The sequence below is a fragment of the Psychrobacter sp. KFRI-CH2-11 genome (assembly GCF_038239325.1).
Classification (GTDB): domain Bacteria; phylum Pseudomonadota; class Gammaproteobacteria; order Pseudomonadales; family Moraxellaceae; genus Psychrobacter; species Psychrobacter celer.
On the sequence record NZ_CP151283.1, the window covers coordinates 2,136,967 to 2,154,682 of the forward strand.

A 17,716-nucleotide genomic window follows, 5' to 3' on the forward strand; every position below is an offset into this window, starting at 1 on the left:
GGTTTTTTTTCTGACACGAGTGTGAGTGAATCGGCTCTCTTTAAATCACAGGGTTAATCGTTGGAATCTTCTGTGCGGTAGAGCGGCTGTCTGTGGGCTTCTCTGCTGGCGGTTTGCTGGCAAACTTAGGATTAAACGTTTGGGTCTCAGGCGCGATAGGCAGGCCAATATCGGCCAAGCTCTGAGTCTGCCCTGCTTGGATATTATCCCCCTCAAACAGACGCTCCTCATTATCACGATCAAGGCTCAAGGTCTCAAAGTCAAACAGCTCACGGTCGGCGAGCTGTGATGGTGCGACGTTTTGTATGGCCTTAAAAATAGACGCCAAACGCTGCGGATGGGCATCGTCCCACTCACGTAGCATGTCATTGATGATGGCACGCTGTAGATTGGTTTGACTGCCGCATAAGTTGCAAGGAATGATGGGGAACTCTTTGAGTTTGGCATACTCGATGATGTCTTTTTCTTCGACATAGGCCAGCGGACGAATGAGCAAGTTTTGCTTGTCATCACTAAGCAGTTTTGGCGGCATTGATTTGAGCGCGCCGCCATGAAAGAGGTTTAAAAAGAACGTCGCAAGCATATCATCGCGATGATGGCCTAATGCGATTTTGGTCGCGCCTATTTGCTTGGCAAAACCATATAGCGAGCCGCGACGTAAGCGCGAACAGGCCGAACAATAAGTCTTGCCTTCTGGTACCACGCTTTTGACGATACTATAGGTATCTTTTTCTAAGATATAATGAGCGATGCCCTGCTCGTTCAGATAAGCGGGCAAAATATCCTCAGGATAGCCTGGCTGCTTTTGGTCCAGATTGACCGCCACGATGTCAAAGTGAATCGGCGCGATACGCTTAAGTAGCAGCAAGATGTCTAGCAGGGTGTAGCTGTCTTTACCGCCTGAGACACATACCATCACCACATCGCCATCTTCGATCATATTAAAGTCACGAATCGCCCACGACACTTGGCGGCGCAGCTTTTTTTGTAGTTTGCGAAACGCCGCTGTTTGCGTAGGCTCCAACGTGCTACCGTCATCATCCGCGCTATTGTCAGCAGCATCTTCTATGCTATCGTGCTCAGGGTACAAGTCATCATTGCCCAAGCCTGCATCGGCCGCTGTATCAACAAGCTCTGGCATGGCGTTTGGCGTGAATATGGTCGCTGCGGTCATAAGTTACTCAATATCTTTACTAAAATTATATGGCTATCATGAAGGGCAACCTATTCATCGGCAATCTGTTAAAGCCTGCGCTGACATAGATATCTTGGAAACTTTGGATATTTTGGATGCCCTAGGTGCCCTGACGGCTGCGATTATATCAAAGTTTGCTAACAGATTGAAAAGATGACGTTAATTTATCCGCGCAACTTGTCACAGGCGCGAGCGGTGGCTAGCTTTAGGCACGCATCATTAAAAAGACGCCAGAAGGTTCTGTCAGGCAGGTGTTTTTGCTAAAATAGCCAGATAGCCTCCATCACTATTAAGCTACTCACTATTTCTCAACCAATAACAGACACCACTATGACTCACGCTACCTTGCCGCCCGCCTCCTCTTCTCAAGCTGCTGACGAGCTGGACACAGATGTGCATCAGCAAAACGCCGTCGTACTACTATCAGGCGGACTTGATTCGGTAACCTGCTTGTATTGGGCCAAGGCGCGCTACGCCTCGGTGACAGCGGTCAGCTTTAACTACGGACAACGCCACAACAGTGAGCTTGTCGCCGCAAAAGCCATTGCCAAAACTGCCAAGGTCAGCCACCGTATCATTGATATCGATATCGCGCAGTTGGGTGGCTCGTCTTTGACCGACCACAGTATGACGATCCCTGATGGCGCTACCGACACATTTCCCAATCAGCAGCACGATGAGGTTGATAATGACGCCATTCCCAATACTTATGTGCCCGCACGCAATACGATTTTTTTATCCTACGCGCTGGCCGTGGCCGAGGTGACCGATGCCAATCATATCGTCATTGGCGTCAGCTCCGTCGATTACTCAGGGTATCCAGATTGTCGCCCTGAGTATATCGCGGCCTTTGAACACATGGCCAACCTCGCGACCAAAGCGGGCGTGACCGGTCATCATTTGTCGATTCAGACACCCCTGCAGCAGTTGTCTAAAGCCAAAACCATCGAGCTTGGTCTATCATTGGGTGTCGATTATGCTCAGACGATCTCTTGCTACCGCGCAGACGCCAATGGCTTGGCTTGCGGTACGTGTGATAGCTGCGCGCTGCGTCGTCAAGGGTTTGCTCAAGCAGGCGTCGTCGACCCTACCCGCTATCAGGCCTAAGCGCAGATAGCGCAGTTTTTGTAGGTGCGCAGCCCAACAATCAACATTTGCGAAACATTCGCTTGCATTAACACAGCATGTCATCATTGTATTTTGCGCCCTATCCTTGCTATGGTATGTGCGATTGCATTGATTGCAAGACATTAGTTACAAAACCTAAGTGACGATATCATCCGCGTATCGCTGTACCTTGATAGCAGCGGCGCACACCAAATTTATAAAACAGACGCCACCTGTAAGAGGATATTTATGAAGTTGTTGCCAGTATTACCCCTAGCCCTAGCTGCCATCTTTGCGTTACCCCAAGCAAACGCGGCTGATATCAAGCAAGACAATATCAATACCTGTGTCAATGGCGCGGTCAAATATAAAGTCGCTGACAAAAGTACTGCCACCAAACTGTGCAATTGCACCATCGGCGTCCGTAGCAACATGACCATCGGTCAAATGTGGGAAATCGAAAGCTACGCACAAAACAAAAAAGACCCCTCCAATCTGCCGTATGTCAAAAAAATGCAAAAAGACTTACAGCAATGCACAGTTGGTCTAGACCTTAAGCAGCCACAAAAACCTGCTTAAGATAACAGGTGCACGATGTACAAAAGACTGGCTATTGCCAGTCTTTTTTGTTGAGGATAAATAGACAAAGTGTAAAACTGATTATTCATTTTTGCTAATCTGCTTATAATAATAATACGATAACGCTGATAAAGCTCGCTATACTTGCGACATACATACTATATAAACCATCTATAACACCATAAGGACATTAGCATGGCAAAGCCCACCACAGAGAGCATCGAGTTACCTGATTTTCCTGTCACCATCGTCAGAGCGCTAGACGGCCACTTCATCCATGATGACATCAGCCTAAAAGAGATGGTCGCCCATACCGACAAAGGCCTTATTTTATACTTTTATCCAAAAGACAATACGCCTGGCTGCACCACACAAGCGACCGAATTCACCGCGCGCCTCCACGAGTTTGATGACTTAGGCTATGATATCGTTGGCGTTTCGCGCGATAGTATCGACTCTCATCAAAAATTCATCACCAAGCATGACTTACACATCCCGCTCATTAGCGATACTGACGAAAAGCTTTGCCAATATTTTGATGTGATCAAAGAAAAAAACATGTACGGCAAAATCACCTTGGGGCTGGTACGCTCTGCCTTTGTGTTTGACAAAAACGGTACCCTTACCCATGCACAGCGTAACCTGCGTGCCAAAGGCTATACCGATCGTCTGCTAGCAACATTAACGCCTTAACCAGCTGACAAGATAATAATCACTGACATCACCTGTGATATCTAGGTTAAATAATCATTTCTTAACACTTGAGAATACTATGAATAAACCGTCTAATACTGATAGTGCCGATCAAAAAATCACCCGCACCGTATCGGTGGCTGTGATTGGCGCGGGCACAGCTGGTCAAAATGCCTTTCGGCAAGCCAGCAAAACCCGTGATGACATCGTTATTATCAATGAAGGGTTTTGGACCACCACCTGTATCCAAGTCGGCTGTATGCCAAGCAAGCTATTGATTGCTGCTGCAGACCGCGCCCATGAGGCCAATCACTCTGCAGACTTTGGGGTGCATGCCACCGCTCAAATCGATGGCAAACGGGTCATGGAACGCGTCCGTGAGGAGCGTAGCCACTTTGCCAGCTATGTCAAAAAACAAGTCGAGAGCTGGCCTGAGGACAAAAAAATCGATGGTCGCGCTTATATCAACCAGCAAGGTCTGATCGAAGTCAATAACGAACTAATCGACGCCAAAAAAATCATCGTCGCCACTGGCAGCTCGACATTTATCCCAGACGGCTGGGCAGATAAGCTGGGTGCGACCTTGCTCACCTCTGATACCGTCTTTGAGCTCAATGACTTACCCAAATCATTGGCCGTCGTCGGCGCAGGTGCCATCGGTCTTGAGCTTGCGCAAGCCTTTACTCGACTGGGCGTCGAGGTCACACTATTTAATCGTGTCAAGCGCGTAGCCGGTCTCAAAGACGACGACATCAACAATAAAGCCATTGATTGCTTGAGTCATGAGCTGACCATGCACCTAGGTAGCGATATTAAAGACGTCGGTACACGCCATACCGATACGCAAGACCATCCAGAACAAACCGCATTTATCAATTATGAAGACAGTGCCGGCGAAGCGCACCAGTGGCAAGGCGAATACGTACTGGTCGCCACCGGTCGACGCAATACCATCAAGCAGCTAGGCATTGAAAACTTGGGCGTTGAGCTTGATGATAAAAACCGACCAAAAAACCTCAGTATAAAAACCGGCCAAATTGGCGACTTAAACGTCTATATCGTGGGTGATGCCAATGCACACATACCTTTGTTACACGTTGCTAGTGATGAAGGCTACAGCGCAGGCAACATGATCTGCGGCAATGAAAAAGACGCCTATATACGTCCGCCTGACCTGCCTTTTTCTATCGTGTTTTGCTCACCTCAGATCGTCAACGTCGGCATGTCGCTTCCTGAAATCCAACAAGACCCAGAGTTAGAGTACGTCATCGGCCGCGTCAGTTTTGACAATCAAGGTCGTAGTCGAGTGATGGGAGTCAACTGTGGCTTGCTCCATATCTACGGCTGCAAAAAAACCGACAGAATACTGGGCGCCAGCATGATTGGCCCTGATGCTGAGTATATCGGTCATATCTTGGCGACAGCCATTACCAATGACTTAAATATCAAAGACATGCTCGACACGCCATTTTATCACCCTACGATATTAGAAGGACTACGGACAGCATTACGCGATGTACAGCACAAGATGGAAATCCCTTATCAGTACCACGATACGCAAGAAGACAGCTTTTAAGGATTTGGACTGTTTTACAGGAAGGACTCGCCCTCATAAAAAACCTGATAAAAAAGGTAGCATTGCAGGCGATCAGGGCGTATCTTGTGTTTGCTTGCCTCCCTAATTTCAGGTAACTTAATACCTTTACATGTACTCATCACTGCATGGACCAAAAAATGCCAATCGCTAGTATTACCGATTTTTTTCAAGAGATCATTCGTGATCTGCATACTAGTCTTTATCTGGCGCTTGGCGGCTCTGCTGATGAAGAGTCAATCGACTGGTCCTCACAGGTGGTCGATTTGGCCAGTACTGCCATCAAAATCTTGATCTTGCTTGCGGTACTTGGGGCTTTTTATTGGTTGGCGATTTATATTCTCAAGCAGAGCAAAACAAAGCTGCACTTGAATGAGCGGCGCACCAAGATTGTCCGTTCAGTACTGCGCTATATCTGGATTGTGGCAAGTTTGATTGCCATTATGAGTCAGATATACTTTGAGCCTGAAACCATCAAGGCCACTGCCAAGGCCAGCACATGGGCAGGTATTTATTATGTGCTTTGGACCTCATCTGGGCAGATCATTCACAAAGTCTTGCAGCATTATGGTCTGAATGCCTCGATAGAGCAGCTACTAAAAAACATCTTGTCTGTGCTGCTACTGGTGCTAGGTCTGGCCAGTGTCATGGCGCAGTTTGGCTTTGATATCGTCTCACTGGTCGCCGGTCTCGGTATCGTCGGTCTGGCGGTAGGCTTTGCCGCTCAGTCCACCCTTGCCAACTTCATCGCTGGCATCACCATCTTGCTTGAGCAATCGTTTCAAGTGGGTGACTGGATTCATATCAATGAAAATGAAGGCCGGGTGGTACTCATCGCCCTGCGTACCACGCATATCTTGACGCGGGACAACATCACCGTCATTATCCCAAACTCCAATGTTGCTTCCTCTGAGGTGACCAATTTAACCTCCAAAAACTTTATACGGTTTGATATTCGTGTGCGTATCGCCTTTGAAGACGATATCGATACCGCTCGCAAAGAGATCCTACAGGTCCTCAGTGACACCGATGTGGTGCTCAGTCGTCCAGAGCCCTCAGCCACAGTCGATGAAATTGGTGAATACGGGGTTTTCTTTATCGTGCGTTTTTGGGTAAAACCTGCTGCCGTCGCCCGTATGCCCAAAATCAAAGAAGGTCTCAAAGAGGACATCAAACGCGCGTTCGATGCTGCCCACATCTCTACCCCTTATCCGCATATGCGTTTGCTGATGCCAAAGGACGTCGATTATCCTATCGCCACCAAGCCCTTTGCCACCACCACGCAGGTAGTATCACAGTCATCAGAGCCGCAACCCCTGACAAAAAAATGAGAAGTAAAGACGCGACTATCTTGCTCAATACCCACCACTTTAAACCATCCTACCTGGAAATATGATAAAATCACGGGTTAAACATCGCCATTGCTGATGTGCCTCATTTACCCTTTTAGACCACAGGTATCCGTATGACCGAAACCACTTCGCCAGCATCTTCCACAGCATCTTCGCCAGCGTTGTCGCTTGAGCTTATCGTTACCTGTGCCGATGGGCTCGAAGCGCCGCTACAGACTGAGCTGACCAGCTTTGGTATTCAAAGCGATATCAAAAGCACCGGTCGTCTGACCGTCACTGGCGGCTTGCGTGATCTGTATACCATCTGTCTTTGGTCACGCGTGGCCTCACGGGTACTGCTGCCAATCAAACGCAAAAACATCAATACCGAATATGATGTGGCCGAGCAGCTCTATGGTTTGGCAAAATCTGTCAACTGGACTGAGCAGTTTGACTTAGAGCAAACCTTTGCCATCCGTCTGTCTGTCGATAAGCGCGTGGCGGTCAGTCAGCAGTTTGCAATGCTGCGTATCAAAGATGCCATCGCCGATACCTTCAATGAAGTATATGACAGCCGCCCCAACGTCGACAGCAAAAACCCAGACTTTTCTGTGTTTGCTACTGTCAATGACAAGCAGGCCGAGTTGTATCTAGATCTATCTGGTACCAGCTTGCATCGCCGTGGCTATCGTGTGGCCATGACCGACGCGCCTTTAAAAGAAAACCTAGCCGCAGCGCTACTCTATAGCGCAGGTTGGCATAAGAAAAACGACGCAGGCAACGCGCCTTTTTATAACGCTCTTATCGATCCTATGTGCGGCTCAGGTACGTTTATTATCGAAGCGCTCTTGATGCATTGTGATTATGCTGTCGGTATCGATAAAGCGGCCAATCAATTCGGATTTTATGAATGGCAACATCATGATGATGCGCTCTGGCAGCAGATGATTGAGGATGCCCAAAACCGTTTTCGCGAGGCGCTCGCCATTGCTCAAGAGCAGCCAGACACCTTGCCGCTGATTTTGGGTTTTGATGCTGATAGCGGTGCGATACTCGCCACAGAAAAAAACCTGATCGCCGCAGGGCTGCAAGAACTATTGCCGCTGCTTGATATCGAGACGCGCGCGCTCAACCAGCTAGGCGGTGTGCTAAAGCCGCTGGTCGATGATGGCCGCTTAAGCAACCCGCTTGTCATTACCAACCCACCTTATGGCGAGCGTTTGGGCGATGAAGACATTATCAAACCTTTATACCAGTCAATCGGGCTTATTTTGCAAGACAGCTTTGCAGGTAGTGGCATTAATCCAATGCTTGGCATCCTGGCCGCCAATGTCGAGCAGGTCGATATCTTACCAATCAAAGAACCAAAAACCCTACGCTGCCACAACGGTGCCATTACGGTTTATTTTCGTTATGGGACCCTTATCGCTGGGCAAATAGGCCATCTGATCAGTCGTTTTGAGAAGCGTGACATCACGGTAGAGGGCGGGCAAGACTTTATCAACCGTCTACAAAAAAACCTCGCCAAGCTCAAAAAGCTCGCCAAAAAAGACAATGTCAGCAATATTCGTGTCTATGACGCTGATTTGCCCGACTTTAAAGTGGCCATCGACCTATATGGTGATTATGCGCACGTGCAAGAATACGCACCGCCCAAAACCATCCCGCCTGAGACCGCAAAAAAACGCTTTAACCTCGCCTTGATGGGTATCCGTGAGGTGTTTGATATCAACCGCGAGCAGGTCTTTATCAAAACCCGCGCCCGTCAATCAGGTAATGAGCAATACAGCAAGCAAGGCAGTAGCGAAAAGCGCGGTAAGTTTTATATCGCACGCGAAGATGGCGCTTACTTTTATGTCAACTTTACCGACTATCTCGATACCGGCCTGTTTATCGACCATCGCAACATGCGCGCCCGTATCAAAGCCAACAGTCGCGGCAAGTCAGTACTTAACTTATTTGCTTATACTTGTACGGCCAGTGTACACGCAGCACTCGCTGGCGCCAAAAAAGTCACTAGTGTGGATCTGTCACAAAACTATCTCGACTGGGGCAAGCAAAACTTTGCCTTAAATGGTCTGGATGTCAGTGGGAGCAAGTATCAGTTCGTCGCCGCCGATATTTTTGAGTGGATCAAGGACAATACTGAGCAGTTTGATATTATCTTTATCGATCCGCCGACTTTTTCCAACTCAAAAAAATTCCAAGGCACCTTTGATGTGCAGCGCGACCATGCCGCCCTTATCAATCGCGCCATGAACCGCTTAACCTCTGATGGCGTGTTGTATTTTTCTAATAACTTCACCCGTTTTGAGTTGGACGAGCAGCTAAGCGAGCGCTACGATATTGTCAATATCACGCCAAAGACCATCGGCTTTGATTTTAATATCAAAAAACCCATCCACCAAAGCTTTGAGATTCGTCATCGTTAAGGCACAAAAAAGGCCTATGCCCGCCTTGTTTGCCCAGCTTTCGTAGTGTTTTGTAGCAAATATCACAATGGCCCAATCGGCTTTGATTGGGCCATTTTTTGTTGTTATGATAGAGCACTACTACGCGGCGAAAAAGCGCAGGCTGTCCAGACACCAATCCCATCATAGGTTTTGCTCGGCTTAATCTACTCAAATGTGCCATGACATAGCCCGTGCTTTTATCCTGCGCCTCCCTCCCCTAATAATAAGGACAATCCCATGGCTTTATCACTGAACAAAGGCGGTAACTTATCGCTCACCAAAACCGACCCAAACCTAACCAAACTGCTCATCGGTCTTGGCTGGGACGAGCGCGCTACCTCTGGCGCTGAGTTTGATCTGGACGCCAGTGTGTTTTTATTAAATACCGCGGGCAAAGTACGCGGCGATCATGATTTTATTTTCTACAATCAGCTCAAATCTGACAATGGCGCAGTGGAGCATACTGGCGACAACCGTACAGGCGAAGGCGATGGTGATGATGAAGTCATCAAAGTAAACCTCACCCAAGTCCCAGCCGATATCGACAAAGTCGTGGTCACGGTCACCATTCATGATGCGGCAGCACGCAATCAAAACTTTGGTCAAGTGGCCAACGCCTTTATCCGCGTCGTTAATGAAGAAACTGGCACAGAAGTCGTTCGCTTTGACTTAGCAGAAGACTACTCGGTCGAGACCGCCATGGTGTTTGGCGAAGTATATCGCCATAATGGCGAATGGAAATTCCGCGCTGTCGGTCAGGGCTACTCAGGCGGCTTGCAGGCGATGTGTCATCAATATGGCGTCGATATCTAATTTTGAGTATAACCCTCTACCCTAGCGATCAGACAGTCATAGCGCACTGTCAGACACGATGATACGCACAAATTTTGGTTGCAAAACAGTCACAATTTTTCATCGGCAAACGACTAGCAATACTTTAGGTTTCGTTTAAAATTATCCATAAAAAGTGGTTAGCGATAACCACTTTTTTGCAGTTTGTGCCTATAATAGGCCGACCTTAGCTTTACGCAACCAGACAGGATGTGTCATGAGACATTTTTATTTAGACTTTATCTTTACCATTATTGCCCTGGCAATCGCGGCATGGTGGGGATATTCACACGGCGGTATGGGCGGTATGATAACCACCCTATCTATTACTGCTATTTTGGCCGTCATGGAGATTTCATTATCGTTTGATAATGCGGTGGTCAACGCTTCAGTCCTCAAAGGCTGGGACGAATTTTGGAAGAAAATCTTTTTAACGGTTGGTATTTTAATCGCCGTATTTGGTATGCGTTTGGTATTCCCAATCGTCATCGTCGCCGTCACCGCTGACCTTGGCGTTATGCAAGTGGTCGATTTGGCCTTAAACGATCCTAAAGAATACTCAGCCAGACTATTGGCGCACCATGCAGAGATCTCTGCCTTTGGTGGCATTTTCTTATTACTGGTGTTCTTAAACTTTATCTTTGATGATAAAGAAGTGCATTGGTTTGAGTGGTTAGAGAGCCGTTTGGTAAAGCTGGGCAAAGTCGATGCCATGAGCGTGTTTGTGGCGCTGATCGTTTTGATGGTTGCGGTATCGTGGGCCAGCGCTGAGCAATCAGCGGCGGTATTAATCGCAGGCGTCTGGGGTATTCTTGTTTATCTTGGTGTCCAAGTGGTATCAGGTATGCTCGAGGGCGATTTGGAAGAAGAGCTAGAGCACGAAGGCGGCACCTCAGGATCTGAGGCCACCAGCGCCATCATGAAAGGCGGTATCATCGGTTTCTTATACCTAGAAGTCCTTGATGCGTCGTTTAGTTTTGATGGTGTGATTGGTGCCTTTGCCATTACCAATGACGTGATTGTCATCATGCTTGGTCTTGCCATCGGTGCGATGTTTGTCCGTTCGATGACTATCTTCTTAGTCGATAAAGGCACGCTCGATGAGTTTGTCTATCTAGAGCACGGCGCGCATTATGCCATCGGTGCTTTGGCCATCATCATGCTATTGTCGGTGAAATTCCACGTGCCAGAGCTGATCACTGGCCTTATCGGTATCGCCTTTATTGGTTGGGCGTTTGTGGCATCACTCAACTACCGTAAACGCCAAGCACTTGAATAAGGCAGCTGTGTTTAGTGTCAGCATTCGATTTCATTAAGTGGGCAAATGACAGGTTATATCAAGCAATTGGTATAACCTGTTTTTTTATGTGCGCTTGCAGACTTCGCTCATTATCTAGCGTGATATCCAACCTTATATAGTGAGTTCAGTATAAAAACGATACAGTGGGACTGGAATAAATTTTACGCAGCCTCTGTCGGCGCAGGCACAGCACGCAAGGAAAATTTATACCAGTTCCACGTTGACATATAATGTATCTGTTTTATTGAGAATCGACTATATCGTTAATCTATTTTAAAACCGGTACCGTCCTACTGGCATTAAGGTGCTCACCATCTTTGATGATGTTTACTTCCCTGACAGCATCTTCTGAAGTTTTGCCAACACCACGCCATAGAGCGGTAAAAAAATGCACACGCCCATCACTATCTTAAACAGATAATCCATCGCACCAATCTCAACCCAGTGCGACGCCATAAAAGGGTCTGGGCTTTTATAAAAAGCGATGGCAAAAAAGCAAAAGCTATCGACCAAATTGCCAATAAACGTCGATGCGAGCGGTGCAACCCACCAGATACTCAAACGGCGCAGTTTATTGAATACTTGGATATCCAGCAGCTGTCCGACCACATAAGCGCTAAAACTGGCCAACACAATGCGAAAGACAAATAAATTAAAATCCAGCAGATGCTCATGACCAATAAACTGACCATTTGAAAACACCACAGAAAAATAATAAGAAATCACCAGCGCAGGCATCATAGCAAAAAAGATAATACGTCTGGCTAAATGCTGACCAAAGATACGCACGGTCAAGTCAGTAATCAAGAATATAAAGGGAAAAGTAACGGCGCCCCATGTAGTGATAAAGCCAAACAGCTCGACAGGTATCTGCACTAAGTAGTTACTACTGGCGATGATAAAGATATGCAGGCTGACCAGCCAAAATAGCGCGCGGCGATAGCGAATGGGTTCGATCGGGGTTGTCAAAACAGTACTAATAGTCATAAAGCGGCCTTTTTTTACAGCAGGGTAGAGGGAACCTGAGCGCGCTATTATAAATGATTATCAGATAAATAGCGAAACGACGATGGATATGGTCATAATCTCACTTTTTTGTAGACAGAAAGATATATGTTGTATAGTCACACAAAATACGCCTTGCTTACTCAGCAATCGCTTAGTATATTAGACGTAATGAGAGGCAGGATATGGCGTACAGGTCGATTTATTGATCTTTTGTGCTTAGATAGTCACGACTGCCCTATTTTTGATTTATAACACCAAAATCCATTAATTATTAATTCATAGGATATTTATATGGCTATTAGCTTAACAAAAGGCGGCAACGTAAACTTATCAAAAGAAGCGCCAGGCTTGACCAATATCACAGTCGGTCTTGGCTGGGATCCGCGTGCGACCGACGGTCAAGAGTTTGACTTAGATGCCATCGGCTTTTTGTTGAATGAAGCGGGTAAAGTCCGTAATGATCAAGACTTTATCTTCTTTAACAACCTAAAGTCAGACAACGGCGCGGTCGAGCACACCGGTGACAACCGTACTGGCGAAGGCGACGGCGATGATGAAAAAATCAAAATCAACCTAGCCAATGTCCCAGCGGATGTCAGCAAAGTCGCCATCTGTGCCATCATCTATGAAGGTCAAGCTCGTAACCAAAACTTCGGCCAAGTGGGCGACGCTTATATCCGCGTGGTCAATGATAATGGACAAGCCGAAATCGCTCGCTACGACCTATCAGAAGACGGTAGCACCGAGACGGCTATGATTTTTGGTGAGCTATATCGTCACAACGGCGACTGGAAATTCCGCGCGGTTGGACAAGGCTTTAATGGCGGCCTTGGCCCATTAGCGGCTTCTTATGGCGTAAATGTATAACGCCATCATTTAACCTTGTCTGGGTTTAAACTTATCAAGATCTAAACTTATCATGGTTTAAATCTATCAAGGGTTAAACCCTCCATCGTCGCAGTCACCATCTATATAGGGCTGCGGCAGCAAATAAGCCATCAAGTGTGTTCATTTTTCACATTTGATGGCTTTATGTTTATTACGCAGCACAAAGCTTTATTAATCAGCCCCTGTGACATCGCCTCTATCAAAAAGATTAAAAGAAGGATTTGCCCCCTATGGCCGCGACATTTAGCTTAATCGGTACCATTGAGCCTTTTTTGCACTGCAATCTAAAAAAGGGCGACTCTATTTATTGTGAAGCCAACGCCATGGTCATGATGGAGTCCAATCTTGAGTTAAAAGGCAAACTACAAGGCGGGCTGATGCAGTCGTTGATGCGCCGCTTTGCCAATGACGAATCCCTATTTCAGCAGCAGATAGAAGCGACGGGCGGCGAAGGAGACTGCCTGCTTGCACCAACGCTAGATGGCGACATGCAAATCATCGAGGTCGGCAAGCAGCAATACACACTCAGTGATGGGGCTTTTGTCGCCGCGCAAACAGGCGTCGATATCAGAGCCAATATTCAGCGCAACCTTGGCGGCGCAGTATTTGGCGATACCGGCGGCTTTATGGTGATGCAGACCCAAGGCCAAGGTCAAGTGGTAGTATCAGGTTTTGGCTCGCTGTTTGAGATTGAGGTGACACCAGACAAAGACGTCATCATCGATAATGGTCACGTGGTCTGCTGGGACTCAAACTTAGACTATAAACTGTCGGTGTCGACCAGTAAGAAAAAAGGCATCATGAGCAATATCATCAACTCCGTCACCAGCGGCGAAGGTATGGTGCTAAACTTCTCAGGTAGCGGCAAAGTCATCATCTGCTCACGCAACCGTGCCAGCTACCAAGGCTGGCTACAAAGCATCCTAGGCACTAGCTCAGGCGGTCGCGGCGGCGGTGGTGGCTTTTTAGACAATATCTTATAGCGCGGCGCTGTTCGTTTTTACTCACAATTATTATAAGGACAATCTCATGGCAGTTAATCTACAAAAAGGGCAAAAAATCTCTTTAAGCAAAGAAGCGGGCGGCGAGCTGACACAAGTCAAACTGGGCCTCGGCTGGGATGTGGCTCAAGGGCCTCAAGCACAAAAAGGCGGGTTTTTGGGTAAATTGTTTGGCGGTGGTAGCGGCGGCGACTCTATCGATCTTGACGCCTCTTGCATCATGTTCGACAGCAGCAAACAAGCCGTCGATGCGATTTGGTTTAGCCAGCTAAAATCAAAAGACGGCAGCATCGTCCATACAGGCGACAACCGTACTGGCGATGGTGACGGCGACGATGAGGTCATCAACGTCGATCTCGCGCGCGTCCCAAGCAATGTGACGTCACTGGTATTTACGGTCAATAGCTTTACCGGTCAGACGTTTGAGACCGTCGAAAATGCGTTTTGCCGTATCGTCAACGCCAGCAACAACGCTGAGGTGGCTCGCTATAATTTATCCGCACAAGGCGGCCATACTGCGATGATTATGGCCAAGGTCTATCGTCATAACGGCGAGTGGAAGATGCACGCCATCGGCGAGACTGCCTCTGGTCGTACCTTTCATGACTTGATGCCTGCGATTACCCCGCATGCTTAATAGGTACTACTTCCATTTACTATAACTGTTTTTGTTTACAAAAAATCAGCCCGTCTATTTATCATAGACGGGCTGATTGATATTTGAATACTGATGCTTCAATACTGATACTTGAAGATTGGGATTAGGTCTTACTTACGTCCACGCTTCCAGCTAAAGCCCCAATGAAAGGCCTTATCCATTTCTTGGTGACCTTTAAAGTATTGGTTGATACGCTCGACATTGATGCTGCCTTGCTGATTGACCAGTCGCGCGATGGCACACATAGGCAGGTTGCCGGTGCCTTCTGTCAGACGAGTCTCAATCGGTGGCTGCTCTGGCACGTGAATGGTCACCACCCCATCGGTTTGGGCCCAGTTTGGCACACCCTCATAAATAAAGGCAAAAATAAACACCTCCTCAATCTGCGACCACTGTTGGCCATTGATATCGAGCCATTCACCGCCACTCACCTGCCCGGTTCTATCATCAGCGCGCAAGCACACATAAGGCGCCGACTGCAAGCTACCAAAGCGATTGCCCAGTGCTTGAATCAGGGTTTTTTCGCCATTTTTTAGATGAATCATCGCACCGACATCCAAATCGATGCCGCCAGATTTGTGCTGCTTAAATAAATCGCCTAATAGCCCTTTTTTGGGCGTTTTTTGATCGGCATTTGGCCGCTGGTTCCAGTTGAGATTGACCGCGATTTTGCCAAAATTGTCGCGTTTTTTTAGATTGATGCTAGACTGATTTTTGGTTAAGGTGATTTTGTTTAAATTTACCGTAGGATTGGTGGGTATCGGCGGCGGGGTGGCCTGAGCAGGTCGATTAGTTTTTTGTGTATTGATCGTTTGTGCTTGAGTCGGTGCTTGGCTTGGTGCTGGCGCTTCATCAGCAATCTCGACCCCGAAATGCTCAGATAATGGTTTGAGACCACCATTAAACCCTTGCGCGATAAAACGAAACTTCCAACTGCCCTGCCGGCGGTAGCATTCGGCCAATATAATAGCTTTTTCGGAGCGGCCAGTACCATTTAGCTGGCAGGTCAATAATACTTGGCTGCCCTGCAATACCTGAATATCCACATCACCGATTTGCGCCAGCGTTTGCTCGCTAGAGAATGCCAAAGCAATCTTGTCGATATTGGCAGGCTGGGCGGGCAAATTGATATCAAAAAACCCATCGCTGTCATGGCCGCGAAAGCTGACATTGCCGTCGTCGCTGCGGGTCTGGCCATAAAATATCATGTCGCCATCACCGCGTACCTTGCCATCGCTAGTTAATCGATAAGCGGCGCAATCTACCGCGTTTTGGCTTATGATACGAATACTGATATGGTCATTGGTTAATGGCGCGTTGGCACCCGCCACCAATTGTTGCGGTTGGTTTTGGCTCATATTCTGTCCTTCTTATAAGTAATAATGCTTATTTTTTATTGCTTAATGGATCATACTAGGGCGTGTCTGCATTTCAAAATGGTGATAAAAATGAGATAAATTTCCGTCAAACAAGGAAAATAGCGCCGTTAGTATCGGGATATAAACCCGCTATTTGACGATGTTTGGCAAAATTTGGCCATTTTTAGCCCGTTTAGATAGCTATCGCGTGAATCGAAGACACGCCTTATACATTGCCCTATAGTAGCAGTCAGTTGAAAATAAGCCCAGTGCTACTGATATTAAAGTACGCTCACTATCCCTATGCCATAAAATGCTGATAAATAAAGCTCTGATAAATAAAGCTCTGATAATAAAGTGCTTGAGAAACAGTGACGATCGAATCACGATATTACCCCCTAACCCTTAGCATCTGAGAGACTCATGAACAACCCTGTAAACGCTACTCATCACTCAGCGCCCCTAGCCGTCTGGTTGGCTGAAGGTCAATCCAGCCAGCGCGATATGCTCGCTAGCCTGCAAGCTCTAAAAACCAAAACGAGTGCACCACTGCATATCATTGCCTCACATCGCCATGATAGGCCGGAGATCTTTGCGCTGGCCGATACGGTCTATCGTGAGCCTTTAACGTCTGCAAGTGATGTTCCTAAGCAAACACCTCCTTTTGATGTGCCGCGCTGGCAGTTTGTACTCGAACAAGCCCAGCAGCAGCAGGTCAAAGTCCTTTTGACTGGACGCAACAGCATAGACTACGAAGCACAGCGCGACGCGTTTGCGGCGGCTGGCATCCGCCTACTGACAGGAGCCATCAGTGTCGACGCCCTAGCGTCCATCGATGATAAGTTTGCCTTTATGCAGCACTGTCAGGCGCATGACATTCCTGTGGCCGAGGCGTGGCGGTTTGATACCCTAGCCGAGCTTGAAGCATTGCTGGATAAATACGGCGATCAGCCGCTGTGTGTCAAACCGGTCACAGGTATTTTTGCCCAAGGGTTTTGGCGGCTTGATACCGGAAAGGCAGCAGCTGATCTTTATGACAGCTTTGAGCATCTGTACTTTACCGAAGAGAAAAAAATCAGCACCAAGCAGTTTTTGCAGGCATATAGCCATAGCCAGATGGTGCATGAGCGCCCTATCCCTATGCTACTGATGCCCTATCTATCAGGCCAAGAATACTCTATCGATGTGGTGTGTGAATACGGTGAGGTGCTGGCGGCCGTTACACGCCATAAGACAGGAAAAATTCAGCATGTCGGCTACGATCAGGAGGTGATGGCAGTGGTGATTCCATTGATTAGCGCCTTTGGCTGCGACGGTATCGTTAGCGTCCAGACCAAGGCCGATAGCAACGGTCAGCACCGTGTCCTTGAGATCAACAGCCGCCCCTCAGGTGGTATCGGCTATACGGCGCACAGCGCTGTCGACTTGACTCAAATTGGCTTTGGCTATTGGCTGGGCCTGAGCGACAAGCCCAAACTGGCTGACGTCATTGAGCAAATCACTCCCTGTCAGGTGCGCTCTTTGATGACCAGTGTCAAAATTAAATAAAACTGCCGTCTATTACCCTTGATGCAGACCCTTATTTTAAAGACAATTAGGCAACATCAAAAAAGTGGCGGCATAAAAAAAGGTTTTTAGAGCGTACTCTAAAAACCTTTTTGCTTAAAGCATGCCTTCAATTGAATTGATTGAGCTGACGACACGCCCTAATCTCATCAGG

At 47.6% G+C, this 17,716-nt stretch carries 15 protein-coding genes; 12 read left to right on the forward strand and 3 right to left on the reverse strand.

The window, feature by feature from the left end:
- Positions 1 to 40: 40 nt before the first annotated feature.
- Positions 41 to 1,174, reverse strand: coding sequence for a tRNA 2-thiocytidine(32) synthetase TtcA (ttcA, locus tag AADH33_RS08780; RefSeq protein ID WP_348548649.1), 1,134 nt, complete (start codon positions 1,172 to 1,174; stop codon positions 41 to 43).
- A 351-nt stretch (positions 1,175 to 1,525) separates the two neighbouring features.
- Between ttcA and queC the strand changes: the two genes are divergently transcribed.
- From queC to AADH33_RS08820, 8 genes are all read left to right on the forward strand, one after another.
- Positions 1,526 to 2,302, forward strand: a complete 777-nt coding sequence (gene queC, locus AADH33_RS08785) for a 7-cyano-7-deazaguanine synthase QueC (protein WP_348548650.1) — start codon at positions 1,526 to 1,528, stop codon at positions 2,300 to 2,302.
- 249 nt (positions 2,303 to 2,551) lie between these two features.
- Positions 2,552 to 2,881, forward strand: coding sequence for a hypothetical protein (locus AADH33_RS08790; protein ID WP_075101077.1), 330 nt, complete (start codon positions 2,552 to 2,554; stop codon positions 2,879 to 2,881).
- A gap of 195 nt (positions 2,882 to 3,076) precedes the next feature.
- On the forward strand, positions 3,077 to 3,574 hold the full coding sequence (locus AADH33_RS08795; RefSeq protein WP_274633197.1) for a peroxiredoxin: 498 nt from the start codon (positions 3,077 to 3,079) through the stop codon (positions 3,572 to 3,574).
- Positions 3,575 to 3,653: 79 nt separating this feature from the next.
- Positions 3,654 to 5,150, forward strand: coding sequence for a dihydrolipoyl dehydrogenase (locus AADH33_RS08800; RefSeq protein ID WP_348548651.1), 1,497 nt, complete (start codon positions 3,654 to 3,656; stop codon positions 5,148 to 5,150).
- 158 nt (positions 5,151 to 5,308) lie between these two features.
- Entirely contained in the window at positions 5,309 to 6,499 is a 1,191-nt protein-coding gene (locus tag AADH33_RS08805) for a mechanosensitive ion channel family protein (protein WP_348548652.1), read from the forward strand.
- Between the two features lie 134 nt (positions 6,500 to 6,633).
- Entirely contained in the window at positions 6,634 to 8,931 is a 2,298-nt protein-coding gene (gene rlmKL, locus AADH33_RS08810; RefSeq protein ID WP_348548653.1) for a bifunctional 23S rRNA (guanine(2069)-N(7))-methyltransferase RlmK/23S rRNA (guanine(2445)-N(2))-methyltransferase RlmL, read from the forward strand.
- A gap of 258 nt (positions 8,932 to 9,189) precedes the next feature.
- The gene (locus AADH33_RS08815; RefSeq protein ID WP_075101072.1) at positions 9,190 to 9,765 is read left to right on the forward strand and encodes a TerD family protein; all 576 of its coding nucleotides are present in this window, start codon (positions 9,190 to 9,192) and stop codon (positions 9,763 to 9,765) included.
- A gap of 235 nt (positions 9,766 to 10,000) precedes the next feature.
- A complete protein-coding gene (locus AADH33_RS08820) occupies positions 10,001 to 11,062 on the forward strand; it encodes a DUF475 domain-containing protein (protein ID WP_348548654.1) in 1,062 nt (353 codons plus the stop codon).
- A gap of 348 nt (positions 11,063 to 11,410) precedes the next feature.
- Here the strand turns inward: AADH33_RS08820 and AADH33_RS08825 are convergent, their stop codons facing one another.
- The gene (locus AADH33_RS08825; protein WP_348548655.1) at positions 11,411 to 12,070 is read right to left on the reverse strand and encodes a 7-cyano-7-deazaguanine/7-aminomethyl-7-deazaguanine transporter; all 660 of its coding nucleotides are present in this window, start codon (positions 12,068 to 12,070) and stop codon (positions 11,411 to 11,413) included.
- Between the two features lie 312 nt (positions 12,071 to 12,382).
- Between AADH33_RS08825 and AADH33_RS08830 the strand changes: the two genes are divergently transcribed.
- The 3 genes from AADH33_RS08830 to AADH33_RS08840 all read left to right on the forward strand — a co-directional run bounded on the left by AADH33_RS08830 (position 12,383) and on the right by AADH33_RS08840 (position 14,617).
- Positions 12,383 to 12,958, forward strand: a complete 576-nt coding sequence (locus AADH33_RS08830) for a TerD family protein (protein WP_075101069.1) — start codon at positions 12,383 to 12,385, stop codon at positions 12,956 to 12,958.
- Between the two features lie 251 nt (positions 12,959 to 13,209).
- Complete coding sequence (locus AADH33_RS08835) at positions 13,210 to 13,962, forward strand: TIGR00266 family protein (RefSeq protein ID WP_348548656.1); 753 nt, start codon at positions 13,210 to 13,212, stop codon at positions 13,960 to 13,962.
- Between the two features lie 46 nt (positions 13,963 to 14,008).
- Positions 14,009 to 14,617 carry a TerD family protein gene (locus AADH33_RS08840; protein WP_075101067.1) on the forward strand — a complete coding sequence of 203 codons (609 nt, stop codon included), beginning with the start codon at positions 14,009 to 14,011 and terminating at the stop codon, positions 14,615 to 14,617.
- 131 nt (positions 14,618 to 14,748) lie between these two features.
- Here AADH33_RS08840 and AADH33_RS08845 read toward each other — a convergent pair whose 3' ends face one another.
- A complete protein-coding gene (locus AADH33_RS08845) occupies positions 14,749 to 15,996 on the reverse strand; it encodes a TerD family protein (RefSeq protein WP_348548657.1) in 1,248 nt (415 codons plus the stop codon).
- 423 nt (positions 15,997 to 16,419) lie between these two features.
- On the opposite strand from AADH33_RS08845, the gene AADH33_RS08850 reads away from it, so the two are divergent.
- On the forward strand, positions 16,420 to 17,544 hold the full coding sequence (locus tag AADH33_RS08850) for an ATP-grasp domain-containing protein (protein ID WP_348548658.1): 1,125 nt from the start codon (positions 16,420 to 16,422) through the stop codon (positions 17,542 to 17,544).
- The last annotated feature ends 172 nt before the right edge of the window (positions 17,545 to 17,716 follow it).